This is a genomic window from Pseudomonas sp. AC255 (genome assembly GCF_979258175.1).
This window is the reverse complement of record NZ_OZ409841.1, coordinates 3,788,170-3,814,792: the sequence shown is the minus strand read 5'-3', so window position 1 is coordinate 3,814,792 and position 26,623 is coordinate 3,788,170. Positions and strand designations below refer to the sequence as shown.

General features: G+C 59.5%; 22 protein-coding genes. 13 read left to right on the top strand and 9 right to left on the bottom strand.

The window, feature by feature from the left end:
* The first annotated feature begins 21 nt into the window (after positions 1–21).
* The 4 genes from ACZZ0K_RS17325 to ACZZ0K_RS17310 are packed head-to-tail and all read left to right on the top strand — an operon-like array spanning position 22 to position 7,654.
* Positions 22–1,266 (top strand): glycosyltransferase family 4 protein, encoded by a 1,245-nt coding sequence (locus ACZZ0K_RS17325; protein WP_463559232.1) that lies wholly within the window; start codon positions 22–24, stop codon positions 1,264–1,266.
* A 1-nt stretch (position 1,267) separates the two neighbouring features.
* Positions 1,268–2,122, top strand: a complete 855-nt coding sequence (locus ACZZ0K_RS17320) for a hypothetical protein (RefSeq protein ID WP_463559231.1) — start codon at positions 1,268–1,270, stop codon at positions 2,120–2,122.
* A 58-nt stretch (positions 2,123–2,180) separates the two neighbouring features.
* Positions 2,181–4,391, top strand: coding sequence for a calcium-binding protein (locus ACZZ0K_RS17315; protein WP_463559230.1), 2,211 nt, complete (start codon positions 2,181–2,183; stop codon positions 4,389–4,391).
* The gene (locus tag ACZZ0K_RS17310) at positions 4,331–7,654 is read left to right on the top strand and encodes a calcium-binding protein (protein ID WP_463559780.1); all 3,324 of its coding nucleotides are present in this window, start codon (positions 4,331–4,333) and stop codon (positions 7,652–7,654) included. The genes ACZZ0K_RS17315 and ACZZ0K_RS17310 overlap by 61 nt, the downstream gene beginning before the upstream one ends.
* Positions 7,655–7,718: 64 nt before the next feature.
* Here ACZZ0K_RS17310 and ACZZ0K_RS17305 read toward each other — a convergent pair whose 3' ends face one another.
* The gene (locus ACZZ0K_RS17305; protein WP_150742392.1) at positions 7,719–8,831 is read right to left on the bottom strand and encodes an enoyl-CoA hydratase/isomerase family protein; all 1,113 of its coding nucleotides are present in this window, start codon (positions 8,829–8,831) and stop codon (positions 7,719–7,721) included.
* Positions 8,832–8,963: 132 nt separating this feature from the next.
* On the opposite strand from ACZZ0K_RS17305, the gene ung reads away from it, so the two are divergent.
* On the top strand, positions 8,964–9,656 hold the full coding sequence (gene ung / locus ACZZ0K_RS17300; RefSeq protein WP_150636503.1) for a uracil-DNA glycosylase: 693 nt from the start codon (positions 8,964–8,966) through the stop codon (positions 9,654–9,656).
* A 118-nt stretch (positions 9,657–9,774) separates the two neighbouring features.
* Here the strand turns inward: ung and ACZZ0K_RS17295 are convergent, their stop codons facing one another.
* From ACZZ0K_RS17295 to ACZZ0K_RS17280, 4 genes are read right to left on the bottom strand one after another with little or no spacing between them, the layout of a single operon-like run.
* Positions 9,775–10,809: an AbrB family transcriptional regulator gene (locus tag ACZZ0K_RS17295; RefSeq protein WP_056783516.1), complete on the bottom strand. Its 1,035-nt coding sequence runs from the start codon at positions 10,807–10,809 to the stop codon at positions 9,775–9,777.
* Positions 10,802–12,316, bottom strand: a complete 1,515-nt coding sequence (locus ACZZ0K_RS17290; RefSeq protein WP_016771277.1) for a tripartite tricarboxylate transporter permease — start codon at positions 12,314–12,316, stop codon at positions 10,802–10,804. The genes ACZZ0K_RS17295 and ACZZ0K_RS17290 overlap by 8 nt, the downstream gene beginning before the upstream one ends.
* Before the next feature lies 1 nt (position 12,317).
* The gene (locus ACZZ0K_RS17285) at positions 12,318–12,776 is read right to left on the bottom strand and encodes a tripartite tricarboxylate transporter TctB family protein (RefSeq protein WP_095180598.1); all 459 of its coding nucleotides are present in this window, start codon (positions 12,774–12,776) and stop codon (positions 12,318–12,320) included.
* A 55-nt stretch (positions 12,777–12,831) separates the two neighbouring features.
* Entirely contained in the window at positions 12,832–13,809 is a 978-nt protein-coding gene (locus ACZZ0K_RS17280) for a Bug family tripartite tricarboxylate transporter substrate binding protein (protein ID WP_024011991.1), read from the bottom strand.
* A 445-nt stretch (positions 13,810–14,254) separates the two neighbouring features.
* On the opposite strand from ACZZ0K_RS17280, the gene ACZZ0K_RS17275 reads away from it, so the two are divergent.
* The gene (locus ACZZ0K_RS17275) at positions 14,255–14,926 is read left to right on the top strand and encodes a response regulator (RefSeq protein WP_024011992.1); all 672 of its coding nucleotides are present in this window, start codon (positions 14,255–14,257) and stop codon (positions 14,924–14,926) included.
* Complete coding sequence (locus ACZZ0K_RS17270) at positions 14,919–16,304, top strand: sensor histidine kinase (protein WP_039760888.1); 1,386 nt, start codon at positions 14,919–14,921, stop codon at positions 16,302–16,304. Before ACZZ0K_RS17275 ends, ACZZ0K_RS17270 begins: the two co-directional genes overlap by 8 nt.
* Before the next feature lie 157 nt (positions 16,305–16,461).
* Here the strand turns inward: ACZZ0K_RS17270 and ACZZ0K_RS17265 are convergent, their stop codons facing one another.
* A complete protein-coding gene (locus ACZZ0K_RS17265) occupies positions 16,462–17,283 on the bottom strand; it encodes an HDOD domain-containing protein (RefSeq protein WP_016770675.1) in 822 nt (273 codons plus the stop codon).
* Between the two features lie 34 nt (positions 17,284–17,317).
* Positions 17,318–18,259 (bottom strand): CAF17-like 4Fe-4S cluster assembly/insertion protein YgfZ, encoded by a 942-nt coding sequence (gene ygfZ, locus ACZZ0K_RS17260; protein WP_150742394.1) that lies wholly within the window; start codon positions 18,257–18,259, stop codon positions 17,318–17,320.
* 150 nt (positions 18,260–18,409) lie between these two features.
* Here ygfZ and ACZZ0K_RS17255 point away from each other — a divergent pair, with 150 nt between their 5' ends.
* On the top strand, positions 18,410–18,664 hold the full coding sequence (locus ACZZ0K_RS17255) for an FAD assembly factor SdhE (protein WP_007911418.1): 255 nt from the start codon (positions 18,410–18,412) through the stop codon (positions 18,662–18,664).
* Positions 18,648–19,100, top strand: coding sequence for a protein YgfX (locus tag ACZZ0K_RS17250; RefSeq protein WP_150742395.1), 453 nt, complete (start codon positions 18,648–18,650; stop codon positions 19,098–19,100). The genes ACZZ0K_RS17255 and ACZZ0K_RS17250 overlap by 17 nt, the downstream gene beginning before the upstream one ends.
* Here ACZZ0K_RS17250 and nadB read toward each other — a convergent pair.
* Complete coding sequence (nadB, locus tag ACZZ0K_RS17245) at positions 19,069–20,685, bottom strand: L-aspartate oxidase (RefSeq protein ID WP_150742396.1); 1,617 nt, start codon at positions 20,683–20,685, stop codon at positions 19,069–19,071. The genes ACZZ0K_RS17250 and nadB overlap by 32 nt on opposite strands.
* 556 nt (positions 20,686–21,241) lie before the next feature.
* Between nadB and rpoE the strand changes: the two genes are divergently transcribed.
* From rpoE to ACZZ0K_RS17225, 4 genes are all read left to right on the top strand, one after another.
* A complete protein-coding gene (gene rpoE, locus ACZZ0K_RS17240) occupies positions 21,242–21,823 on the top strand; it encodes an RNA polymerase sigma factor RpoE (RefSeq protein WP_003172477.1) in 582 nt (193 codons plus the stop codon).
* 30 nt (positions 21,824–21,853) lie between these two features.
* Positions 21,854–22,441: a sigma-E factor negative regulatory protein gene (locus ACZZ0K_RS17235; RefSeq protein WP_008077804.1), complete on the top strand. Its 588-nt coding sequence runs from the start codon at positions 21,854–21,856 to the stop codon at positions 22,439–22,441.
* Between the two features lie 8 nt (positions 22,442–22,449).
* Positions 22,450–23,415 (top strand): MucB/RseB C-terminal domain-containing protein, encoded by a 966-nt coding sequence (locus ACZZ0K_RS17230; RefSeq protein ID WP_095180602.1) that lies wholly within the window; start codon positions 22,450–22,452, stop codon positions 23,413–23,415.
* Between the two features lie 208 nt (positions 23,416–23,623).
* Complete coding sequence (locus ACZZ0K_RS17225; RefSeq protein WP_095180603.1) at positions 23,624–25,057, top strand: DegQ family serine endoprotease; 1,434 nt, start codon at positions 23,624–23,626, stop codon at positions 25,055–25,057.
* 80 nt (positions 25,058–25,137) lie between these two features.
* Here ACZZ0K_RS17225 and ACZZ0K_RS17220 read toward each other — a convergent pair whose 3' ends face one another.
* Positions 25,138–26,571, bottom strand: a complete 1,434-nt coding sequence (locus tag ACZZ0K_RS17220; protein ID WP_463559229.1) for a M48 family metalloprotease — start codon at positions 26,569–26,571, stop codon at positions 25,138–25,140.
* Positions 26,572–26,623 lie beyond the last annotated feature (52 nt).

Sequence of the window (26,623 nt, the reverse complement as noted above, 5' to 3'; positions counted from 1 at the left end):
GAAAAATGGACGTTTAGCGCTATGAAGCTTCTGGTTATTCACCAAAATTTTCCGGGTCAGTTCCGTCATGTGGTGCTGGCGGCGCTGGAGCGCGGTGATGAGGTTGTGGCGGTAGGTCGGGACACTGCACCGGGCGTCGCCGGTGTGGAAATCCATCGATATCGAGCGACCAGCCGAGCGCCCGGCAATATTCACCCGTATCTGATCCGCTACGAACAAGCGGTGATCGACGGGCAGAAAGTTTTTGAAATCCTGGGCAGGCTGAAACGTTCGGGCTATCAGCCAGACGTGATTCTTGGTCATCCCGGATGGGGAGAGACGCTGTTTGCCAAGGACGTCTATGCCGATACGCCGCTGATTCACTATTGCGAGTATTACTATCGAGCGCAGGGCGCCGATTGCGGGTTCGACCCTGAATTCCGCCGAGCCGCAAGGGAGTCGTCACGGCTGCGAGTGCTCAACTCGCTGCATCTGTTGAATCTTCAACAATGCGATATCGCAATCGCGCCTACCCAGTGGCAGCGCAGCCTGTTTCCGGCCGCTTACCGGTCGGCGATTCGGGTCATTCACGAAGGTGTGATTCAAAATTCTGACCTGGCGAAAGTCGGGGAAGTCAGATTGCCCAATGGAATCGAGCTCAAAGCCGGACAGCCGATCGTTACCTATGTCGCCAGAAACCTTGAGCCTTATCGCGGCTTTCACAGTTTCATGCGAGCGATCCCGCTTATTCAGGCCGAGTGTCCAGATGCGCAGATCATCGTGGTTGGCGGTGACGGTGTCAGTTATGGGAGTAAGCCGGTCGGGTACCCGGATTGGCGCAGCAGGATGGAGGCGAAGGTCAGTTTCGATCACTCCAGAGTGCATTTCACAGGGAAACTTCCCTACCAGACTTATCGAGCGGTTCTGCAGTGTTCGAAAGTTCATGTCTATTTGACGTATCCGTTTGTCTTGTCCTGGTCGTTACTGGAGGCGATGGCGTCCGGTTGTGTGGTTGTTGCGTCGGATACGGCTCCGGTAAGGGAAGTCATTGTCGAGGGGGTTAATGGAATATTGGTGGATTTCTTCGACCATCAAGAAATTGCCAGAAGTGTAGGCAAGGTTTTGAAGTCGGCAGGTGAGTACGATGGTCTTGCCAGCGCCGCGAAGTTGACGGCAGGTCGGTTCAGTGTGGAATCGGGCGTGAGCCAATATTTTGAGATTTTTGCAAGCGCGATATCCGGGCATAGCGACATACCAACCGTTCCGCAGTTTGAGCGGGAGGTTTGAAATGTCCAGGAGGTCGCGTAAGCAGGCGATCAAGTGTTTTAAAAGGTTATTGAAGTATGGATTGTTCTTTTATGTCTGTTATTGCGTAGCGGAATTTTATATTCGCAAAGAACAATCTGCCGAGTCGGCGGCTATTCACCAGGCAAACGAGAAAGCTTGCCAGAACAAGCTGGCGAGCATGCAGCAAGTGCCGATATTAGGCGGCGCCTATATAGATAAGACGCTAGTCCCTGAGTTTTATGTAGGCATGCCTGAAATGGTGAACAAGAAAGCGTGTCTGGCGATTGCTATGAAGGGGCTTTTCTGGTGGACCGGGACGGGGCTGCACCGGTACCAGGATCAGCGCGCAGAGTCGATCCCCAAAAGTTGGCGGCTCTATAAATTGAACGCCGGACTTTTTACCAGGAAAGAAACCACCGAACCCCATGAGCGGGGTTATCGGCACGTCAACTGGCCGGATGAGTTGATTGTGAAACTAAAGAATTATCCGGGGCTGGAGATTTGGCTCGATGCACCTCCACCGCATTTCAAGAATGAAGATTCGGTTCGAACGTTTGTCATTACTGGCTGGCCGCGGCGAGATGGAACCCCTCGGTTGATCAACTGTGACGGCTTGATTCGCCCGGCTTCGGAGGAAAAGCTGACTGACGAGAAACTGGCAAGGTTCAGCAGAACTGAATTGGAAAATCTTGATTTCGGCAAACTGAATTTCTTCTGCGCTATCAATCTGGATAACTTCGACTTCGCTGGTGGGCACGGTGGCGTAAAACTCGGATTAGCGTCATTACGCGAAGCACCTGAGATGCTCAAGTATCTCAGTGGTTATCTTTCACGGGCTGTTATTACAAGGAAGTAACAATGAGTTATGTTTTTAGCGACATGGAAAAATCAGAGATTTTCAACGCGGCTAATATTTGCAAAGGAATGAGGCTGAGCTCAAAACAAATTCAGTACGATGCGCTGAAAATAGCAGGGGCAAGCTGCGCCCCCTGTACCAAAAACTGTTCGATATTATTGGTGAAAAAGTTTCTGACGTTGTAACTGCCGATAAAGAGGCCGGAGAAGTGCTGAAAAGCGCCAGACTCTGGCTTGCCGTGGCCATTGATGCCAACGGTGGAAACGGTGCCTACTCTGCCCTGATTCGTGGTTACACCTCCCGCCAGGGTGAACTCAGACTGAATACAATTTTCAGTGAAGACCTGATGCAGCTTTCATCCAACCAGGTTGCCGTCAACTTCATCAATACCCTGATCAACGGATCCCTTGCCGGTCAACTGGCACCCTGGACCGTTCCGTCAATCAGCCAGATCGCAGAAATCGACGCCAGCGCGATTGGCGAGGCCCTGTTCAAGGAGGTTTGCGGAGAGGACGACACCGCCGTTAAGCGTAATGCCGGTTGGTCTGGAACGGTCGGTTTCAGCTTGTTAGGTGGAAAGCCTCCCTATGAAACCTGGCGGTTGATCTGCGCCGGTGATTCGAACGGGGAAGATGACGGCCCACCCATCCAGGCAAAACCCAACCGGCTCGACGACTATAAAAACATTCTCTTCGCCATCGACGCCTACAGCGTCGGCCTGCGAGCGGCGATCAGTAATTTCGGCATCAATCCACTGCAAAGTCTGCTTTCAGTGGTTCCGGAGCAAATCAATATCGCGCTGGCCAGTGGCAGTGTGAATCCGCTGATTCAGCATGTAGTCAAAGGCACGCCCGTTGCCGCCGTGGTCGAGCTGATCTTGCGCTACGGCCAGAACGAATTTCTCGACATGTTCAAGCGCACTTACGACGGCGATTCTGCTGCCATACCCACTACCAACGACACTTTCGCCAGCAACGCTTACGCCTTCTTCTCGGCATTCTCCCCAGAGCAGTCGCAAAGCATCGTCACCCGGACAATAAGCGAGTTCGGCAATGCCAATGCATGGGCGAAACTGGCAGCCGAGGCGACGCCGCTCGGTCTGGCGTTGCGCAACTCTTTGCAGCAACTGAGTGAAGTCGTCATAGAGCGAGCCGACGGTTATCCCGACCGCAACCTCGAGCTTTACGATCCGCACACTGGCGAAGGCTTTATCACCGCGCAGTGGCTGGCGGATCGTGCGCAGATGCTCGCCCGTTTGATTGCCCGAACCCAAGGCTCGTTTGGAGAACACTCGCTGCAGCAGTTTTCCTACTCCGATCTCGCCTCCGGCAAACAGGCGCCGATGACCACCGGAGTGCTGAACTCGTTGGCCATGTTCGGTGATGACGGCGGGCGGTCTTTCGCTGGTGGCGCCAATGCCGATCATCTGTATGGCGGCGTGGGCAATGACTCCATCGATGGGATGGCCGGTCACGATGTCATTGAAGGTGGTCGCGGCAATGACTCGCTAACCGGAGGTGACGGCAATGATGTGTTGTACGGGATGGCCGGTGACGATGTTCTGATCGGAGGAAAGGGTAACGACTCCTTGATCGGTGGCGAAGGCAACGACCGTTATGAATTCGCCAGCGGCGATGGCCTCGACGAGATTCTTGATGCCAACGCCGATGGGCAACTGTGGATCAACGGCGCACCGATTCCCGCACTCAAACGCCGCGCGCCTCTGAGCAATATCTGGTCTACCGAGGATCGGTCCATCACCCTGGCGCTTGTTGAAAACACCCTCAACATCAAATACGGCCAGGGCGATCTGGTGGTCATCAAAAACTTCCAGCCCGGGATGCTTGGTATCCGCCTCCCTGAATACGAGGAGCAGCCGGTCCCCGTTGCTGATCTGACCCTCCAGGGCGACTGGAAAGCCAAAGACGCCGATCCCACTGTCCCCGGCGATCAGCCCTCCTTTGATGAGCTGGGCAACGTGGTGCTGCTGCCCAAGGTCAAACAGCGCAACAAGGCCGACGTACTTTACGGTTCCGCCGCAGACGACGTCATTCTCGGCCTGGGGGTTCTGATCGATTGTTCGGCAAGGCTGGAGACGATCGGTTATTCGGCGACAAGCAGACGACAATCGAAAAGGCCATGGCCGACGGTGACGCCAAGGGCAAGGCGAATCGCGGAGACTGGCTCGACGGCGGGCAAGGTGACGATTTGCTTATCGGTACGGCATCCCGAGATGTTCTGCTCGGTGGCAATGACCGGGATACCTTGATCGGCGGTGCTGGCGACGATGTGTTATCCGGAGACGAAACCACCGGTGCGCTGGAACAAGGTTGGTCGGTTAAGCGCGCTGCCGTCACGATTGCTCGCGGTGTGACCAGTCACCGAACGGTCTTTTCAAAGGCCTCGATAAACAGTGCGTCCGAGGGCGGTGACGACGTGCTGTACGGTCAGGGTGGCAAGGACTTTATCGATGGCGGCTGGGGGGAGGACCTGCTTGACGGCGGAGCTGACGACGATTTTCTCAAAGGCGATCAAGGTAACGACACCCTGACCGGTGGCAGCGGCAACGACGTGATGCTTGGTGACAACCTTGATTGGGGCGGTGGCCTGCCCAGCAGACACCATGGCAACGATGTGCTGGACGGCGGCAGTGGTGATGATTCACTCGGCGGTAACGGTGGCAGCGACGCTTTGTATGGCGGCCCTGGCAACGACATTTTGCAGGGTGATGACGGCGTACTGGACGGCGTCGAAGGCGATGCCGCGCATTTTTTTGGCGATGATCTGCTGGACGGTGGCCTCGGCGATGACACGCTCTGGGGCGGCGGTGGCGATGATCTGCTCTTCGGCGGCGAAGGCCATGACGATCTGATCGGCGACAGCCCTGACCATCCGGTTCGTTATCACGGCAACGACTTTCTCGATGGCGGCGCGGGGGATGACACCCTGCGCGGCATGGGTGGCGCGGATACGCTGGTGGGTGGCGCAGGGGCTGATTTCCTCGATGGCGATGTGTCTGACCTGCAACCGGGCGGAAGCAACAATGACGTGCTTCAGGGCGGTGAAGGAAACGATACGTTACAGGGTGGTTTCGGTGCCGACACGCTGTACGGCGGCGCGGGTGACGACATGTTGGCCGGCGATTACGAAAACAGCGCTGAGGCCGAGCAGAATGCCGATTATCTGCACGGTGGCTCAGGCAACGACACGCTGCTCGGAGGCGCTGGCAACGACACCTTGCTGGGCGGGGAAGGGACGGACTACCTTCGCGGCGATTCTGGCGACAACGTGTTTGATGGCGGTCCCGGTGCTGACGTGCTGGATGGCATGGATGGCGCTGACATCTACTATTTCGGCGCTGGCGACGGTCTGGATATCTTCACCGATGCCGGCGGCCGCAACATCATCAGGTTCGGTGCAGGGTTTTCCGCGCAAAGCCTGAAGGCCGACGTTATCGAAGTTACCGTCGGCACGGTGTTGCGACTGGCCAATGGCACGGGCGACGCGATACTCATCAAGAATCACGAGCGGTGGAAGGATTCCACATTCAGTTTCAGCGATGGTGTTGTACTGGGTTATGAGGATGTCCTGCGCAAAACATTGCCACCGATAGAGACGGCCGAATCACCCGTACCAGAACCTGTCACCGCCCCGGCAACCCCTGAAAGCAAAGTTGCGGATCCGGTTAAGCCAGACGATGTCACCGCTGCGGCGCAAGGCCTGGTGGCATCTGTTCAAGCGGTCAACTGGACCGATGAGTTCCTCGCGCAAATCAAGTCAAAACGCTCCGCCCGCAGACACGCCACAGGTTTTACCTTGAATGAGGAAGGCGTCTGGGTTCGCAGCCATATCACTACCAGCGACACCGGTTACACCACTCACACCGAGCTGATCGAGGACAGCGTCGAAGCGGGGACACTGTCTGAAACGCCGCCATGGATGAAGGTTGATTCAGCGCACGCCGTGGTCAGTGAAAGGCAGTCGACAACCACAACCCGTGTCGAAAATAAGCAGGTGAAAGCCGAGGGAGCAATGCCTTCCTCAGCTCAGGCGCCTCGCTATTATCGATCCGGTTCGGCCAACGGGTTTTCATTCAATACGGGCGACGTATTGGTTGAGGACCGAAAGGAATCCGGCGCGCTTGAAGGCTGGTACGTCTATCCGGCGGCAAGCTTCGGTTCGGCCGGAACGGTGCGCAAGGAATTCCGCTGGGAGGTCGAAAGCACGACGATCAAACGCAAAATCGTCCATGGCAACGATGCCGGCGGGCGAGTCAACGTCGAAGTGGAAAATGTTTTCCACGGCGGCGCGGGAGACGATCTGATCGTCGCTTATGCAGGCTCCCCACTTGACTACGGCACTGTCGGCGACAGAACACCGGGCGCGTTTTTATCCGCAGGTGCAGGTGACGATACCTTGCTGGGCTCCGTGGGCGCCGACTATCTGGTCAGCGGGGCAGGGGATGACTGGCTTTACGGCGAAGGCGGTGCCGACACCTACATCGTGCAAGCGCACGCCGCAGCGACCACCACGATTGCGGATGTGCCGAACCCTGTTTTCCACCGCGCAGAAGTTGGCGCAGCGGAGTGGAAAGACGAGTACGGATTGATCGATGAGGACACGGTCGTTCTTCCAGCAGATGCGCAGCGCGATGCACTGCAATTGAGCTGGGGTGCTGCGCTGATAGAGACCACTCATGTCGAGCTGGAACCCAACCCGGGTCGCGGGGCTTACCGCAACCCGCCGAGAGCGAAAATGCTTCATCCGACACTCGATATCCAATGGGGCGGGACACAGAAAGTCCGCATCGTCTGGCCCCACAACGGTGAACTTGAGGGCGCCGGTATTGAACTCGTCAAGTTCGCCGATGGGTCGGTCGCAAGTTTGAAGCAGCTCCTGGAATCAAGTCAGCTGGGACCTGCGCCCGAGACTTTTCATACGGGTGTCATCGTCAACCATCCCACCCGTTCAACTTCCTTGCGAGACGGACGAGCGCTGCCACTCGTGGGCGGTCGCGGCAATGACACGATAAGCGGCGCGGGAGAGATCCGAGGCATGCACGGGGATGACGTGCTCACGGGCAGCCCCGGTGATGATCTGCTGCTGGGTGGGCCGGGCAATGACACGCTAACCGGCGGCGCGGGAAATGATATCTACCGATACGATGGCCTCGGCAGAGACGTGATCATCAACAACGGAGGCGGCCTGGACGGGATCGATTTTTCCGAGCGCATGCTGACGATCGACAACCTGAAGTTTCACCGTGAGCGTGATGATCTGGTGATCGTGGTCGACTACGGCATGGCACCGAAAATCCGGGTTTCCAGTCATTTTGCCGAAGGTGAAAACGCTATTGGCTTCATAAGAGTCAGCGAAGGAACAGCGACTCAAGACTACAGCGCGACGCAGATTGCCGAGCGCCTGCACCCGCTTCCGCCATTAAGGGATGTCGAGGATATTTTGATAAAGGGCGACGATGAAGCGCAGCGGGCCATGAAGGAATTCATTGAGTTCTACGGACTGAATGTCTGACAAGACGACCGATTGAGCCGGCCCGCGAAGGCAATCCAGTCGCCATCGCGGGCCTCGCGCCACTTCAATACTGGGTCAGATCCGCCAACGGATGCCGTCCCTCCCAGACCTTATGAAAGTGCGCCTCGACCACCGCATCCGGCACGTTATTGATGTCCGGCCAGTGCCAGTGCGGCTTCTGATCCTTGTCGATCAACCGCGCACGCACGCCTTCGCTGAATTCCGGATGGCGGCAGCAATTGAGGCTCAGGGTGTATTCCATCTGGAATACTTCGGCCAGCGACATGTGCCGCGCGCGGCTGATCTGTTCCCAGACCAGATGCGCGGTCAGCGGCGAGCCCTCGGTCATGGTTTTCGCCGCTCGGGCGATCAATGGATCGCTGCTGTCGCGGTGCAGACTGATGGCTTTCCACGCACAGGCAACGTCGCTGACGTCGAGCAGTTCGTCGATCAGCTGGCGACGCGGCAGCCACTGCGCTTCGGGCATTTGCTCAAGTGCCTCCTGCTGCAGAGCCTTGAGCAGGCTGTTGAGCTGCATGGCGGTCTGTTCCTGCCAGTTCAATTGCAGCAGGCCTTCGATCAATTGCGGTTGCTGTTCGTCGAGCAGGAAGCGATCGGCCAGGTCCAGATCCAGCGCATCACGGCCGTTGATGTGCGCGCCGGTCAGGCCGAGAAACAAGCCGAGCTTGCCCGGCAATCGGGCGAGAAACCAACTGGCGCCGACGTCCGGATACAGTCCAATAGTGATTTCCGGCATCGCCAGACGGCTGCTCGGCGTGACGATCCGCGTGCTGGCGCCCTGCAGCAGACCCATGCCGCCACCGAGCACATAACCGTGACCCCAGCAGATCAGCGGCTTGGGATAGGTATGCAGGCTGTAATCGAGGCGATATTCCGCGCTGAAAAACTGCGCGGCCAGCGGCGGTACTTCCCCGGGGTGAGCGCGGCAGGCTTCGACCAGGCTGCGCACCTCGCCGCCGGCACAGAAGGCTTTGCTGCCGTTACCGCGCAGCAGCACGCAGACGATTTGCGGGTCATTGGCCCAGGCGTTCAATTTGTCGCTGAGCGCGTTGATCATCGACAGTGACAGCGCGTTCAACGATTTTTCGGCATCCAGGCTGGCGATGCCGATGCGGGCGCCGTCGGTGCCGGTAAGTTCTTCGAAGTGCAGATTCATCGTGACCTCGATCGGGAATTTGAGCGATCAGTATGATCGCTATGGGGGAAAGTGCCGGATCTGCGTCAGATCAATTGACAAGCGTGGTCGGCTTTCCTAGGGTTCGCCCCATTGTTTTTGCCGGAAATGACCATGACTGCTGACGACCGTATCAAACTCGAACCGAGCTGGAAGGAGGCACTGCGTGCTGAGTTCGACCAGCCTTACATGGCAGAGTTGCGCAACTTTCTGCAGCAGGAGCGGGCAGCCGGCAAGGAGATCTATCCGCCGGGGCCGCTGATTTTCAATGCGCTGAATTCGACGCCGCTGGATAAAGTCAAAGTGGTGATCCTTGGCCAGGATCCGTATCACGGCCCGGGCCAGGCCCACGGTCTGTGCTTTTCCGTGCAACCGGGCGTGCCGGCGCCGCCGTCGCTGGTCAACATCTATAAAGAGCTGAAGCGCGACCTCAATATCGACATTCCCAACCACGGCTATCTGCAGAGCTGGGCCGAACAGGGCGTGCTGCTGCTCAACACCACCATGACGGTTGAGCGCGCCAACGCCAACGCGCACAAGGACAAGGGCTGGCAACACTTCACCGACCGCATCATTGAGGTGGTCAGCGAGCGGCAGCCGCATCTGGTGTTCATGCTCTGGGGCGCCCATGCGCAGAGCAAGCAGAAGCTGATCGACGCGACCAAGCACCTGGTGCTGACCTCGGTGCATCCGTCGCCGTTGTCGGCCTATCGCGGGTTTTTGGGCTGTGGGCATTTCAGCCGGACCAACAAGTTTCTCGAACAGAATGGCGAAACGCCGATCGACTGGCGCTTGCCACCGATTTGATGTGTCGACCGGGTTGGCCCCTTCGCGAGCAGGCTCGCTCCCACAGGAATTGTGTGCAAGCCACAAACCCCTGTGGGAGCGAGCCTGCTCGCGAAAAGAGCGACCCGATCTCGCAGACTTAGGCGGGATGACGATTCCAGTATTTGAACAACGGCTCCGCCAGAAACAGCACAAACAACAGCCGCATCACCTGCATCGCCGTCACCAGCGGCACCGACAGTTGCAGGGTCTCCGCCGTCAGGCTCATCTCGGCGATCCCGCCGGGCATCATGCCCAGGGTCAGCGAACGCAGATCCAGATGGGTCAATGCACTCAAGCCCAGCGCCGCCAGCGACGCGATCAACATGGTCAGCGCCGTGCCGATCAACGTCCGGCCCATGAACGACGGCGCGCGGCGGAAGAACTGCCGATTGAAGTGACAGCCCAGGCCGCTGCCAATCAGCCATTGACCGATCTGACTGCCGCCATTGGGCAAACCGATGTGCAGATCCCAGGTGATGCTGACCGCCGCACTGACCAGTAACGGCCCGAACAGCCATGGATTGGGTTGGCGCAGACGCTGCCAGAGCCAGGCGAGCAGGGCGCCCGCCGGGAACAGAATCGCCAGCCAGCGCCAATCGACACTGCCGGCGTGAGAAATCGGCGTGCCGTCGCCGAGCAGATACTTGAACGCCGCCGGCACGCACAACACCACCACCAACACCCGCAGACTCTGCCCGGCCGCGACATGGCTGAGCAGTGCACCGTTGCGCGCGCCGAGGTTGACCATCTCCCCGGAACCACCGGGCATACTTGAGAAAAACGCCGTGGCGCGGTCCTCGCCGGTGCGGCGCATCAGCCACACGCCGACCACTGCCGACAGGCTGGTGACCAATGCACCGAAGAAAATCAAACCGAAATGGCTGAGCACCTGTTCCATCACCAGCGGGGTGAAGTGCAGGCCGATACCGATGCCGACGATCCACTGGCCGCACTTGCGCCCGCCAGGGATTTCCGCCAGTTGCCACGGCGTCAGGCAGCGCACCAGGATGATCGCCAGCAACGAGCCGACCATCCACGGTAGCGGCCAGCCGATCTGACTGGCGATGAAACCGCCAAGCAGACCGACCAGCGGGGTGCCCCACCAGGCTTTCAGGGACAAGCGATCAAACATCGGCAATGACGCGCCGTGCCGCCGAACGTTTACGCCAGATGCGGATCAGCGGCATCAGCAGCATGATCGCGGTGAGGATCCAGCAACCGAAGGTGATCGGACTCGACCAGAGAATCTCCAGCGCGCCATTGGAGATCGACAGGGCGCGACGCAGGTTCTGCTCCATCAGGCCACCGAGGATGAAGCCCAGCAGCAGTGGCGACAGCGGGAAATCCAGCTTGCGCAGGATGTAACCGAAGATGCCGATACCGATCATCAGGAACAGATCGAAGGTGGTCGCGTGCACCGCGTAAACGCCGATCCCGGTGATGATCGCGATGATCGGCACCAGCGCCCAGTTCGGCACGGCGAGGATGCGGGTGAATACGCGGATCATCGGGATGTTGAGGATCACCAGCATCACGTTGGCGATGAACAACGACGCGATCAGACCCCAGACGATGTCCGGTTGCTGTTGGAACAGCAGTGGACCCGGGGTGATGTTGTACAGCGACAGCGCGCCGATCATCACCGCAGTTGTGCCCGAACCCGGAACGCCGAGGGTCAGCATCGGAACGAGAGCGCCGCACGCCGCGCCGCCGATTGCGGTCTCTGGCGCGGCCAGACCACGGGGATCACCTTCACCGAATTTGCCGCTGGTGCCAGCGATGCGCTTCTCGGTCATGTAGGCCACGGCACTGGCGAGCGTCGCGCCGGCACCGGGCAGCACGCCCATGATGAAACCGAGCACGCCGCAGCGCACGTTGACGACGAAAACCGACGCCGCTTCCTTGAAGTTGAACATCATCCGGCCGGTGGCTTTCACCGCTTCCTGGCCGTGGTGGGTCTTTTCCAGCAGCAGAAGGATTTCGCTGATCGAGAACAGACCCAGCACCAGCACGACGAACTGAATGCCGTCGGTCAGGTGAATGTTGTCGCCGGTGAAACGGTACACGCCACTGTTGGCGTCGATGCCGACGGTGGAAAGGAACAGACCGATCAGCGCCGCAATAAAGGTCTTCAACGGTCGATCACCAGCCATGCCGCCGAGACAGACAATCGCGAACACCATCAACACGAAGTATTCCGCCGGTCCGAAGGCAATCGCCCATTTCGCCAGCAGCGGCGCAAACAGCACCATGCCACACGTGGCGATGAACGCGCCGATGAACGAACTCCACGCCGACAGCGACAGTGCCACACCGGCCATGCCTTTGCGGGCCATCGGGTAGCCGTCGAGGGTGGTCATCACAGTCGAGGCTTCACCCGGAATGTTCAGCAGGATCGAGCTGATCCGGCCGCCGTATTCGCAGCCCAGATACACCGCCGCGAGCAGGATCAGCGCCGACTCCGGCGGCAGGCCGAGTGCGAACGCGATCGGAATCAGCAACGCCACGCCATTGATCGGACCAAGGCCCGGCAACAGGCCGACGACGGTGCCGATCAGGGTGCCGCACAGGGCGGTCACCAGGTTGTACGGGCTCAGCGCGACGCCGAAGCCCTGACCCAAATAGCCAAGGGTATCCATATCAGTTCTCCAGGACGCTGAGCAGGCCGAGTGGCAGCGGAACATCCATCAAGCGATCGAACAGCAGATAGAGACCAACCGCCATCAGGCTGATGATGACCACGCTCGGCAGCCAGCGGCCGCCATAGAGACGGGCCATCGGTACGCCGGTAATGATGCTGGCCACGATGAAGCCAAGGGGTTCGAAGGTGCCGGCAAACACCAGCAGCAACACCACGCAGAGACCGATCTTGGTCAGGGTTTCGCGATCCAGCGGCGGCTCATCCGGGTTGTGTTTGATGGGTGCCGGGCGAACCACCATGTACAGCAGCGCCAGCCCCATCAGGCCGAGCATCAGCAGCGGAAAGGCGCGTGGGCCGACGGGTTCATAGGAAAAAGCCGCTTGGTACGGCCACGCCATCAGTGCCAGGCCGGCACACACCAGCAGCAACACCGAGGCGAAAATGCGTTGAATAAGCATGGGAGCTCCTGTGCTGCGTCCCCGCGTAGGAGACGCAGCCACTAGACAGAGACGATCACTGGATCAGGCCGAACTCTTTGGCCAGCACTTTGTAGTCGGCGACCTGCTTCTTCACGTAGGTGTCCAGTTCCGGGCCGGTCATGGCGAACGGGAACAGCTCACGCTGATCGCGCAGCTTGGCGAACTCGTCGGAAGCCAGCAGTTTGTCGAACGAGTCTTTCCACCAGGCGTAGTCTTCGTCGCTGACTTTTGGCCCGAGGTAGAAGCCGCGCACCACCGGCCAGACGATGTCGTAGCCTTGCTCGCGAGCGGTCGGGATGTCCTTCATTTCCGGTTCGTCGAGACGCTTGTCCGAGAACACCGCGAGCAGGCGCATGTCACCGCTCTGGATGTGCGGCATGGAGTCGGAGATGTCGGTACTGCCGACCTGGATGTGGCCGCCGAGCAGGGCCGTGGCGATCTCACCGCCGCCTTCGAGTGCCACATAACGCAGCTCGCGCGGGTTGATGCCGGCGGCCTTGGCGATCAGTGCGGTCTGCATCCAGTCCTGGCTGCCGACGGTGCCGCCGGAGCCGATAACCACCGAGCCTGGATCTTTCTTCAACGCCTGAACGAGATCGTCGAGGGTCTTGTAGGGCGAATCGCTTTTCACTGCGATGGCGCCGTAGCTGGTGCCGACGGCCGCGAGCCAGCGCACGTTGGTTTCATCGAAGCGGCCGAACTTGCCCTGGGCCAGGTTCAACAGCGAACCGCTCGACCACGCGACCAGCGTGCCGGCATCCGCCGGACGTTGCGCGACCACCGCGTTGTACGCCACCGCGCCGACACCGCCGGGCATGTAGGTGACGCGCATCGGCTTGCTCAGCAACTTCTGGTTGACCAGTGCGCTCTGCACCAGTTTGCAGGTCAGGTCGAAACCACCGCCGGGGGAGGCGGGGGCGATGCATTCCGGACGTTTCGGCTCGGCCATGAGTTGGCCGGCAAACAGCATCGCGCCAGCGGCGAGAGCAACTTTACGCAGTGATACGTTCATTTGAGTCTCCAGAGGAGTTGTTGTTATGGATGGACCGAATGACCAAAGGGCAACGCGAAAACCTAGCGGCAGGCGCAGTTTTCTCGCGGCGCGAGCGCAACGACTGAAACAACGGAGGGGAAACAGGACTGCGGCGAGAAGCCGACGGTGCAACGGTGGAATCGAGCAAGGCGAGCAGGCATTACAGCCTTGGTGCGCATGGAGGGCATGCTGGGGTACTCCGTTATTGTTCTTATGAGTCGAAAACGCTTCATGGCGTTTTTCGTTGCGCTGTGTGGCGGCAGCGGCGACAGTCGAAACTGTCCGTGGGCCGACTCTAACCGGCTAACCTTTCAACAACCTTTCAATTGTCTTTCGCGGTTTTTCGGGCTTCACAGCGGCGGTTGCGGCTGTAAACTCCGCGACAAAGCGTGGCGTCGGCCAACCCTGAACGAGGTAAAAATCCATGCGTGTCCTGCTCGTCGAAGACCATTTGCAACTGGCCGAAAGCGTGGCTCAGGCGCTCAAGAGCACCGGTCTGACGGTGGATGTGTTGCACGATGGCGTAGCTGCCGACCTGGCGTTGGGCAGCGAGGAATACGCCGTAGCGATCCTCGACGTCGGCCTGCCGCGCATGGACGGTTTCGAGGTGCTGGCGCGGCTGCGTGCACGCGGCAAAAACCTGCCGGTGTTGATGCTGACCGCGCGCAGTGACGTCAAGGATCGCGTGCATGGCCTCAATCTCGGTGCTGACGACTACCTGGCCAAGCCGTTCGAACTGACGGAACTGGAAGCGCGGGTCAAAGCCTTGCTGCGCCGTAGTGTCCTGGGCGGCGAGCGTCAGCAGCGCTGTGGCGTGCTGGCTTACGACCTCGATACGCGGCGCTTCACCCTCGGCGACGAACTGCTGACCCTCACCTCACGCGAGCAAGCCGTCCTCGAAGCGTTGATCGCGCGGCCGGGGCGAGTGATGAGCAAGGAACAACTGGCCGCGCAGGTGTTCGGCCTCGATGAAGAAGCCAGCCCCGACGCCATCGAAATCTACGTGCACCGCTTGCGCAAGAAACTCGATGGCCAGCCCGTGGCCATCGTCACCTTCCGTGGCCTCGGCTATCTGCTGGAAAGCCGCGATGCATAAGCCCAGCAGCCTGCGCTGGCGGTTGCTGTGGAACCTTGGATGGTTGCTGGTGGTGCTGATGCTCGCCAGCGGCTTGAGCGCTTACTGGAACGGTCGCGAAGCCGCCGACACCGCGTATGACCGCACGCTGCTGGCCTCGGCACGCACCATCGCTGCCGGGTTGTCGCAGCGCGATGGCAGCCTCAGCGCCGATGTGCCTTACGTGGCGCTGGACACCTTCGCCTACGACAGCGCCGGGCGCATCTATTACCAGGTCAACGACATTCACCAGAAGCTGATTTCCGGCTACGAAAATCTTCCCGGGCCACCGCCCGGCACGCCGCGCACCGACAGCTATCCGGCGCTGGCGCGCTTTTACAACGCGAAGTACAACGGCCAGAACGTGCGCGTGGTCAGCCTGCTCAAGGCCGTAAGCGAGCCGAACATGAACGGCATGGCGGAGATCCGCGTGGCTGAAACCGACGAAGCGCGGGTCAGCATGGCGCGCAGTCTGGCGGCCGATACGTTGCTGCGCCTGGGCATGCTGGCCGTGGGCGCATTGTTGCTGGTGTGGTTCGCGGTGAGTGCGGCGTTGCGCCCGCTGGAGCGGTTAAGAACCGCCGTTGAGGAACGCCAGCCCGACGACTTGCGGCCACTGCCGTTGGTGGAAGTGCAGCATGAACTGGGACCCCTGGTACGCGCGCTCAATCATTTCACCGAAAGGCTACGCGGCCAGTTCGAGCGGCAGGCGCAGTTCATCGCCGATGCCGCTCACGAGTTGCGCACGCCGTTGGCGGCACTGAAAGCTCGGCTGGAATTGGGCCTGCGTTCAAACGAACCGGAAACCTGGCGCACCACCCTTGAGTCATCCGCACAAAGCACCGATCGCCTGACCCATCTGGCCAATCAGTTGCTGTCGCTGGCCCGGGTCGAAAACGGTGCGCGGGCGATTGCCGAGGGCGGCGCGCAGTTGCTCGATCTGAGTCAATTGGCCCGAGAGCTGGGCATGGCCATGGCGCCTTTGGCGCACAAACGGGGTGTGGCGTTGGCGCTGGAGGCGGATGAACCGGTGTGGCTGCGCGGTGAGCCGACGCTGCTCAATGAGCTGTTGAGCAATCTGGTCGACAACGCGCTGGCGCATACGCCACCAGGCGGCAATGTGATTTTGCGGGTGACGGCGCCGGCGGTGCTTGAGGTTGAGGACGACGGGCCCGGGATCCCGCTGCATGAGCGCGATCGGGTGTTCGAGCGGTTTTACCGGCGTAATCAGCAGGTCGCCGGTTCAGGTCTGGGCTTGGCGATTGTCGGCGAGATTTGTCGTGCGCATCTGGCGCAGATCACCCTGCATGATGGCGAGCAGGCAGGGTTGAAGGTGCGGGTCAGCTTTATTGCCGGGTGATACTTTTGTGGCGAGGAGTTTTTGTGGTGAGGGGATTTATCCCCGCTCGGCTGCGCAGCAGTCGCAGTTCAGCGATCACAATCTATCTGGAAAAAACCGGGTCGCAGAGTTCAGGGTCGCTTCGCAACCCAACGGGGATAAATCCCCTCACCGCAGGTCAGTAGAACATCGACCGCGATTCTTCCAGATCCGCGCAGAACTGCTTGTTCTCCGGATCAATCCCCAGCTTCCTGAACGCCGGCACGCTAAACGGGTCAATCCGCGCAAACGGATGATCGGTGTCCTTGCGGCAATACAAATTGGCCACTTGCACGACATCGACGTAATCGATGCGCGTCGAGTCGCGGCTGAAGTCTTGATACAGCAATGGCAAATGCACCAGGCGCTCGGGAAACTCCCAGACCCGCAGCAATTTCTCGCCGAGCAATGGGTGAATCTGCTCGATCACATGGGTCAGGCTGACCGCATCGGAGAGCAGTTCATTGTGGTCTTCGGCGTAAGTCAGAATCGGCAGCACGCCAATCTGATGCACCAGCCCGCCGAGTGCCGCCTGATCGGGTTTGAGCTGAGTGTGACGACGACACAGGGCATAGCTGACGCCAGCGATTTCCAGACTGCTGCGCCAGACTTCGCGCATCTTCTGTTCGACCACCTCGGAGCGGGCATTGAAGATCTGCTCCATCACCAGACCGATCGCCAGGTTGCTGCTGTAGTTGATGCCCAAACGGGTGATGGCGGTGTGCAGGTCGGTGACTTCCTGGGCAGCGCGCAGCAGCGGACTGTTGACCACTTTGATCAGGCGCGCCGACAGCGCGGTGTCGCGGCCGATGACTTTGCTCAGATCGCTGACGCTGATTTCCGGATCCTCGGCGGCCTTGCGAATCTGCAGGGCCACTTCCGGCAACGTTGGCAGAACCAGGTCATCGTTATCGATGGCCGCAACCAAATCCTGTTGGACCTTTTCCGCCAGTTCGCTCATTTGGACTCTCTAGGGTGTTGCAACAATGCTGCGATCAACGCTGGATTTCGCGGTCGCGATCCAGTTCGTAAGGCAGGTCGAGCACGTGCAACGCGGGGCCTTCGAGGGCGCCCAGACGCAAATCACCGGCTTCGGCAGCTTCGGCCTGCAACACGGCCAGGAGTTCAATGTTTCCCTCGGCATTGGCCGCCAGCACCACTTCGCCGATCGAGCTGTTGTGGCTGGGCGCGAACAACTGAGTGCCGGGCTCCGGCAACTCGGCCGCGTCGAGGCGCAGGCGGTACAGGCGCCGCTTGAGCTTGCCCAGGTACTGCATGCGCGCGACGATTTCCTGGCCGGTGTAGCAACCTTTCTTGAAGCTCACGCCGCCGACCGCCTGCAGATTGAGCATCTGCGGGATGAACAGTTCGCGAGTGGAAGGCATGACCTGGCCGATGCCGGCGCGGATCTGGCCCAGCAGCCATTGATTCAGTTCGGCCTCAGGCAGCGCGGTCGACAGTTGGCTTTGCACGCTTTGCGCCTGAGCGGCAGGCACCCAGAGTTCGGCGCGCTCGGGCGAAACGCGAATTGCGATCAGGCCTTCGTTGCGTACAACGCTGTCGGTTTCGGCGGGCAGTGCCAGACCGAGGCTGGTCAGGGCTGCATCGCCATGTGCCAGACCGAAGCGCACCCAGGCGGCGCTTTCATCGGTCAGCTTCGATTTGGAGAACACCGCGTACTTTTTCAGGTCGGCCAGTTGCGGTTCGAGCAGCTCGCTGGCCATCGCCATCACCACGCCGTCACCTTCAAGCAGGATGCGGAAGCTCGACTGCATCCGGCCTTTCTGTGTGCAGCGGGCGCCGAGGCTGGCGCGGGTGTCGCTCAGGTAATTGATATTGCAGGTCAACTGGCCTTGCAGGAATTTTCCGGCGTCCGCACCGCGAACCGCGAGTACGCCTTCATGAGACAGGGTGCAGAAAAAAGCAGAATCGGCCATGGGTCATCGCAGGGTAAATAGACTGGGGCACATCATAAGGGGGCAGGGTTGAAATGGGTAGTTGATAAAGGATCACGGGTGCCCGACCAAAGCCGACTGTGCGGCCCGCGCCGGGGCTGTATACTGCCCGGCAAATTCGAGGAGGGCTCCATGGTCGAACAAGTTGAACTGAATCGCCTCTTTTGGCACAGCCGTCGCGGCATGCTTGAGCTTGACGTGCTGCTGGTGCCGTTCGTGCAGGAGGTTTACGCGACGTTGAATCAAGTGGATCGCGATCTGTACGTGCGTTTGCTGACCTGTGAGGATCAGGACATGTTCGGCTGGTTCATGGAGCGCAGCGAGTCGGAAGATCCCGAGCTGCAACGCATGGTCCGGATGATTCTGGATCGTGTCCAGCCCAAGTAATACGTTCGAATGCCGCTGGCATGCCTCACGGCAGTTGCTGGCGGCGTATCTGTTGGCCCAGGCGTTCGCCGTGGGTTCGCTGTGTCTGCTGTCGATTCCGCTCTGGGCCAGTCTGCTCGGCACTTGCGTCTGTGCGCTGCATGGTTTTTGGGTGCTGCCACGGCAGATTCTGCTGAACCACCCGAAAGCATTCTGCGGCTTGCGCCGCGATGGCGATGGCTGGCAGGTCTGGAATCAGGCTGATGGCTGGCAAGCGGTGCAACTGCGCCCGGACAGTCTGGCGCTGCCATTGATTGTGGTGTTGCGCTTTCGTTTGCGCGGAGAGTGGCGGGTCAGGTCGATCTGCGTGCCACGTGACTCGCAGGCGGCGGATCTGCACCGACGCCTGCGAGTGCGGCTCAAGTTCAGCCGGCGTAGGTGGGCGGCACCAGAATAGTGTCGAGCGCTTCGGGCAGCATATCCGGATAGTCGAGGGTGTAGTGCAGCCCGCGACTTTCCTTGCGTTCCATGGCTGAGCTGATCATCAATTCGGCAACCTGTGCCAGGTTGCGCAACTCGATCAGGTCGCGGCTGACTTTATAGTTGCTGTAAAACTCATCGATCTCATCCAGCAGCAGACGCACCCGGTGCTGCGCCCGTTGCAGGCGCTTGTTGGTGCGCACGATGCCGACGTAGTCCCACATGAATCGGCGCAACTCGTCCCAGTTGTGCGCAATGATCACGTCTTCATCCGAGTCGGTGACCTGGCTGGCGTCCCAAGCGGGCAGGGCGTTTGGCGCCGCGACCTCATCAAGTTGCGCGAGAATGTCCGCTGCTGCCGAACGGGCATAAACGAAGCATTCCAGAAGCGAATTGCTGGCCATGCGGTTGGCGCCGTGCAGGCCGGTGAAGCTGGTTTCGCCGATGGCGTAGAGGCCGGGCACGTCGGTGCGACCGTGCTGATCGACCATCACTCCGCCACAGGTGTAGTGCGCGGCGGGAACCACCGGGATCGGTTGTTTGGTGATGTCGATGCCGAAGCCCAGGCAGCGTTCATAAACAGTCGGGAAGTGAGTTTTTACGAACGATTCAGGCTTGTGGCTGATGTCGAGATATACGCAGTCGACACCCAGGCGCTTCATCTCATGGTCGATGGCCCGCGCGACGATGTCACGAGGCGCCAGCTCGGCGCGTTTGTCGAAGCGGTACATGAAGCGCTCGCCATTGGGCAGCTTCAAATGCGCGCCTTCGCCGCGCAGCGCTTCAGTAATCAGGAAACTCTTGGCTTGCGGGTGATACAGGCAGGTCGGGTGGAACTGGTTGAATTCCAGGTTCGCCACCCGGCAACCGGAGCGCCAGGCCATGGCGATGCCGTCACCGCAGGCGCCGTCGGGGTTGCTGGTATAAAGGTAGACCTTGGCCGCGCCGCCCGAAGCCAGAATCACGAAACGTGCGCCGTAGGTGTCGACTTCGCCCGTGGCGCGGTTCAGCACGTAGGCGCCGAGGCAGCGATCGCCTTCCATGCCCAAGCGGCGCTCGGTGATCAGATCAACGGCCACCCGCTGTTCCAGCAGTTCGATGTTCTCGCGCTCTTTGGCCTGGGCCAGCAAGGTTTTGAAGATCGCGGCACCGGTGGCGTCTGCAGCATGGATGATGCGCCGATGACTGTGGCCGCCTTCGCGTGTCAGGTGAAATTCGAAACCACCATCTTCAGTGCCGGACTGTTCGTCGCGGGTGAACGGCACACCCTGGTCAATCAGCCATTGGATGGCTTCGCGGCTGTGCTCGACGGTGAAACGCACCGCGTCTTCGTGACACAAGCCGCCGCCAGCGTTGAGGGTGTCGTCGACGTGGGATTCGACAGTATCGGTATCGTCGAGCACCGCGGCGACGCCGCCCTGGGCCCAGAAGGTCGAACCGTTGGCGAGATCGCCTTTGCTCAATACGGCAATGCGCAGATGACCGGGCAAGGTCAAAGCGAGAGTCAAACCGGCAGCACCGCTGCCAATCACCAGAACATCGTGTTGGAACTGTTGGCTCATTTCAGGATTCCGCTCAAAGCGACCCGGGTCGGGGTTGGCGCAAGACAGCTGGATCGGCGAGTCAAGACAGCCACACAGCCCACTAGTATATAGAGGGGTTGGGCGGCACAATAGCCAGGCCCAGATGGCATTGTGAGACTACTGCGCGGTAAAAAGCGCTGTTCTTCGTCGGAAGTTTTTTTGCCGGTTTGGAAAAAAGACACCTGTATCGGCGCTGAAACAGACTTTTCCGAGCAGGGTTGCGCAATGTCAGGTGGGTACGGCTATAAATAATTGGAACTTTTGCCAAAGGCCCAAGATCAATAGACGGTGCCAGAAACCAGGGACAGTGTCGGCTTCAGTGCGGAATCTGCGTTTGGATTCCTGCCGGCGAAACCGATAACAAGATTATTCGCGCAGCCGGTTTATCCCGCGCTGCGTTTTTCGTGCGTGCCAAATCAGAGCCCGCAGGAAACTTGCTTGGAGGGGGAGAACTTTTGCGAAAAGCCCGAGTCTATGTTTGCAAGTCTGGTCGTTTAGTAATGCAAGTCTCCTTCGGGCTTATCGAGGAGTGTTCATGCTAACCCAGGAAGAGGATCAGCAGCTGGTCGAACGCGTACAGCGTGGCGACAAGCGAGCTTTCGATCTGCTGGTGCTGAAATATCAGCACAAAATTCTCGGGTTGATCGTGCGTTTTGTGCACGACACCCATGAAGCCCAGGACGTTGCTCAGGAAGCCTTTATCAAGGCGTATCGGGCACTTGGAAATTTCCGCGGTGACAGTGCGTTTTATACGTGGCTGTACCGTATTGCCATTAACACGGCAAAGAACTACCTGGTTTCCCGCGGCCGTCGGCCGCCGGATAGCGATGTAAGTTCGGAGGATGCGGAGTTCTACGATGGCGATCACGGCCTCAAGGATCTCGAATCACCAGAACGTGCATTGCTGCGGGATGAGATCGAAGGCACCGTCCATCGGACCATCCAGCAACTGCCAGAGGATTTGCGTACGGCTTTAACTTTACGTGAATTCGATGGTCTGAGTTACGAGGACATTGCGAGCGTCATGCAGTGTCCGGTGGGTACCGTGCGCTCCCGGATTTTCCGCGCTCGGGAGGCCATCGACAAAGCCCTGCAACCGTTGTTGCAGGAAAACTGAGACAGCGGCGACAGCCAAGAGAGGAACGCCATGAGTCGTGAAGCCCTGCAGGAATCGCTGTCCGCAGTGATGGATAACGAAGCGGACGAACTGGAATTGCGTCGAGTGCTTAGCGCACTGGATGATGTTGATACCCGTGAGACCTGGGCTCGTTACCAGATCGCTCGGGCAGCCATGCACAAGGATCTGCTGCTTCCGCGTCTGGATATCGCTGCGGCAGTGTCCGCTGCGCTGGAAGACGAAACGGCTCCGGCCAAAGTATCCCGCAGCCCATGGCGCAACCTGGGTCGCCTCGCTGTTGCCGCTTCGGTAACCGTGGCCGTTCTGGCCGGTGTTCGCCTGTACAACCAGGACGAAATCGCTGGTGTTGAACTGGCCCAGCAGTCGAATCAGCCTACTCTGGCCACTCCACAGGTCAAAGGTCCGGCAGTTCTGGCTGGTTACAGCGAAAGCTCGGAAGCAACTGGTCCTATGGCTAACGGCGTTCTGCAAGGACAGCCAGGCTGGCATGATCAGCGTCTGCCAGGCTATCTGCGTCAGCACGCTCAGCAGGCTGCACTCAAAGGAACTGAAAGCGCGCTGCCATACGCACGTGCCGCAAGCCTGGAAAACCGTTAAGGAGGATCATGCGCGCCATCCCTCTACTTTCGCTTCTGCTCAGTGGCTGGTTCATCGTTCCAGCCCACGCTGACGAGGCCCAGGACTGGTTGACCCGTCTGGGCCAGGCCGAGCAGCAGCAAAGCTTTCACGGTACTTTCGTTTACGAGCGCAACGGCAGTTTTTCCACGCACAACATCTGGCATCGTGTCCAGAATGGCCAGGTCCGCGAGCGGTTATTGCAGCTCGACGGTTCGGCTCAGGAAGTCGTGCGCATTGATGGACGAACTCAATGCGTCAGCGGCACACTGATTGCGGGATTGGGTGACTCGCCCAACGCTGCCGCCCGTGCGCTGGACCCCAAAAAGCTGAAGAATTGGTATGACCTTGCTGTCATTGGCAAGTCGCGCGTGGCCGGTCGTGATGCAGTGATCGTGTCGCTGACCCCTCGTGATCAGCACCGATACGGTTTCGAGCTGCATCTGGACAAGAAAACCGGCCTGCCGCTCAAGTCGTTGCTGTTGAACGATAAAGGGCAATTGCTCGAGCGCTTTCAGTTCACCAGCCTCGACACCGATGAAGTCCCGTCGGACAAGGATTTGCTGGCTGACGCCGATTGCAAGCCGATCAACATCGCAAGCGACAAGGCTTCTGCGGCGAAGACCGTGCAAAACTGGCGTTCGGACTGGCTGCCGCCCGGCTTCGAGCTGACCAGCAGCAGTTCGCACAAGGATGCGCAGACCAATACCCAGGTCAGCAGCTTGATGTATGACGATGGCCTGGCGCGTTTCTCGGTGTTCCTTGAGCCATTGAACGGTGCCACCGTCACCGACACCCGCACTCAGTTGGGTCCGACCGTCGCGGTATCCCGTCGTTTGACTACACCGCAAGGTGAAATGATGGTCACGGTGGTTGGCGAAATCCCGATTGGCACCGCCGAACGAATTGCTCTATCGATGCGTAACAACGATGGCGCTGCGACCAGCAAGCAGTGAGCTGATTTCAGTCATTTCCACCTCGTCGTCGAGACGTCGAAATGTTTGCTGAGCATTTTCATTTGCAAAACCACTGAAAATTTTTTATAGGTCAGAGCCTCACGGCTCTGGCCTTGTTTGTTGTTCCCGGAACAAAAATACCGGTCTGTGGTTTCCGGTGTTCCTTTGCTCCATATCGCTTAACCCTGCTCGTCGTAACGGGAGCTGTATGTCGATACCTAGTTTGAAATCTTATCTTTCCATCTTCGCCACCGTGCTGTTGCTCGGTCAGGCGGTCCCTGCTGCGCAAGCGGCCGATCTGCCTGATTTCACCCAGTTGGTCGAACAAGCGTCGCCAGCGGTAGTGAATATCAGTACCACGCAGAAACTGCCGGACCGTCGCGTGAATCAGCAGATGCCGGATCTGGAAGGCCTGCCACCGATGCTGCGCGAATTCTTCGAGCGCGGCATGCCGCCTCAGCAGCGCTCACCGCGTGGCGACGGGCGTCAGCGTGAAGCGCAATCGCTGGGTTCGGGGTTCATCATTTCGCCGGACGGCTACATCCTCACCAACAACCACGTGATCGCCGATGCTGACGAAATCCTCGTCCGTCTGGCTGACCGCAGTGAGATGAAAGCCAAGCTGGTCGGCACCGATCCACGTTCCGACGTGGCGTTGCTGAAAATCGAAGGCAAGGATCTGCCGGTGCTCAAGCTCGGCAAATCCCAGGATCTGAAGGCTGGCCAGTGGGTCGTCGCGATCGGTTCGCCATTCGGCTTTGACCACACCGTGACCCAAGGCATCGTCAGCGCCGTCGGTCGTAGCCTGCCAAACGAAAACTATGTGCCGTTCATTCAAACCGACGTGCCGATCAACCCGGGCAACTCCGGTGGCCCGCTGTTCAACCTGAACGGTGAAGTGGTCGGCATCAACTCGCAGATCTACACCCGCTCCGGTGGCTTCATGGGCGTTTCGTTTGCCATCCCGATCGACGTGGCTATGGACGTTTCCAATCAGCTCAAAAGCGGTGGCAAAGTCAGCCGCGGCTGGCTGGGCGTGGTCATTCAGGAAGTGAACAAGGACCTCGCCGAGTCATTTGGTCTGGACAAGCCAGCTGGCGCGCTGGTAGCGCAGATCCAGGATGACGGCCCTGCGGCCAAGGGCGGCCTGCAGGTTGGCGACGTGATCCTGAGCATGAACGGTCAGCCGATCGTCATGTCTGCCGATCTGCCGCATCTGGTCGGCGCGCTGAAGGCTGGCGCCAAAGCTAATCTGGAAGTGATTCGAGAAGGCAAGCGCAAGAACGTCGAGCTGACTGTCGGCGCAATCCCGGACGAGGATAAAGAGCTAGACGCACTGCCGAAATCCGGCGCGGAAAGCAGCAGCAACCGCTTGGGTGTTGCGGTCGGCGAATTGACCTCCGAGCAGAAGAAAGCCTACGACCTCAAAGGTGGTGTGGTGATCAAGGAAGTGCAGGACGGTCCTGCGGCCCTGATCGGTCTGCAGCCGGGTGATGTGATTACTCACCTGAACAACCAGGCCATCGGCTCGGCCAAGGAGTTCACCGACATCGCCAAGGCGTTGCCGAAGAACCGTTCGGTGTCGATGCGCGTGCTGCGTCAGGGCCGTGCCAGCTTCATCACCTTCAAACTGGCTGAATAAGCCAGCAACAAGGTAAAAGGAAACCGCCTCGAAAGAGGCGGTTTTTTTGTGTCTGCAGCTTTTGTCTTGCCTGGAAAGACTCAGCCCATCATGTCCTTGACCATGCGTTCCTGCTCCATCAGCTCACGCTGGCGGGCATCGATGCGCGAGGACAGCGGGAAGTTGTTGCCAGCCTTGCGCTTGGCGAAGTCCAACTGCTGAATGGCCTGGCGGTAATCGCCGACCAGCGCAAAATACTCGGCTCGCGCCTGATGCAGGCCGATGATGTTGCCCGACAAGCCACGGGTTTCAGCAACCTGATACCAGACGTCCGGATCATCCGGGCGGGACTTGAGCAGGCTGTCCAGCGCCTTCTCGGCATCGGCGGCGCGATTCTGTTTCAACAGCAGATCGACACGCACCTGATTCAGCGGATAGTTGCCCGGGAACTGCGTGAGCATGCGGTCGACCCGTGACTGCGCATCGGGCAGGCGATTGTTGGTGATGTCCAGATCGACCTGAGCGAGGTTGTAGATGATCTCGTTCGGCGCCTTGGCCAACAATTGCTTGAGATTTTCGCGGGCTTCGTTCAGCTGGCCACCCTTGATTTGCGCGATGGCGAGGCCGTATCGCGCGACATCGTTTTTCGGGTTTTCATCGAGCAGGGCGCGGAAACGCTTGGCGCCCAGCCCCGGGGTTTCTTCGTAGATCAACTGCACCCGCGCGCGGATCAACTGGTAGCGCATGCTGTCTTCGATGCCGCCCGGTTTCGCCTGCTCGGCGCGGTTGCGGGTGTCGGCGATACGCGATTCGGTAACCGGGTGAGTCAGGAGGAATTCCGGCGGCTTGGCGTCGAAGCGGTACTGGCGCATCAGGCGTTCGAACATGGTCGGCATTGAGCGCGGATCGTAACCGGCCTTTTCCAGATTGAGGATGCCGATGCGATCCGCTTCCTGTTCGTTTTGTCGCGAGAAGCGCCGCTGTTCCTGCAACGCCGCAGCCTGGGTGCCAGCGATCGTGGCGATGCCGGCATCACCGCCGCCGGCCGCCGCAATGACAATGCCGGCCAGCAACGCGGCCATCATCGGCACCTGCATTCTTTGTGAAGCTTCCACCCCGCGAGCAAAGTGGCGTTGCGACAAGTGCGCCAATTCGTGAGCGAGCACCGAGGCGTACTCACCCTCGGTCTGGGCGTTGAGGAAAAGACCGCCGTTGACCCCGACCACTCCGCCCGGCGCTGCAAAGGCGTTGAGTTGCGGGCTGTTGATCAGGATGAATTCCAGACGTCGGTCGGAAACCTGACTGGTCTCGACCAGCTTGTACACGCTGGATTCGACGTAGTCCTTGAGCTGCGGATCGTTGAGCTGGGAAACCTGACTGCGCAGCATGGCCAGCCAGGCGCGGCCGAGCTGGTATTCCTGTTGCGGCGAGACAATGGCAGAGCTGGCGTCGCCGAGTGACGGCAGATCGTCGGCAAAGCCTGGTGAGGCGAGCAGGCAAGCGAGCGTCAGCAGGGTAGGGCGCAGAAAAGTCATGCACAAAGCCTTGGAGGACAAAGACCTTACTGTAGCCGGACACCGAAGCCGC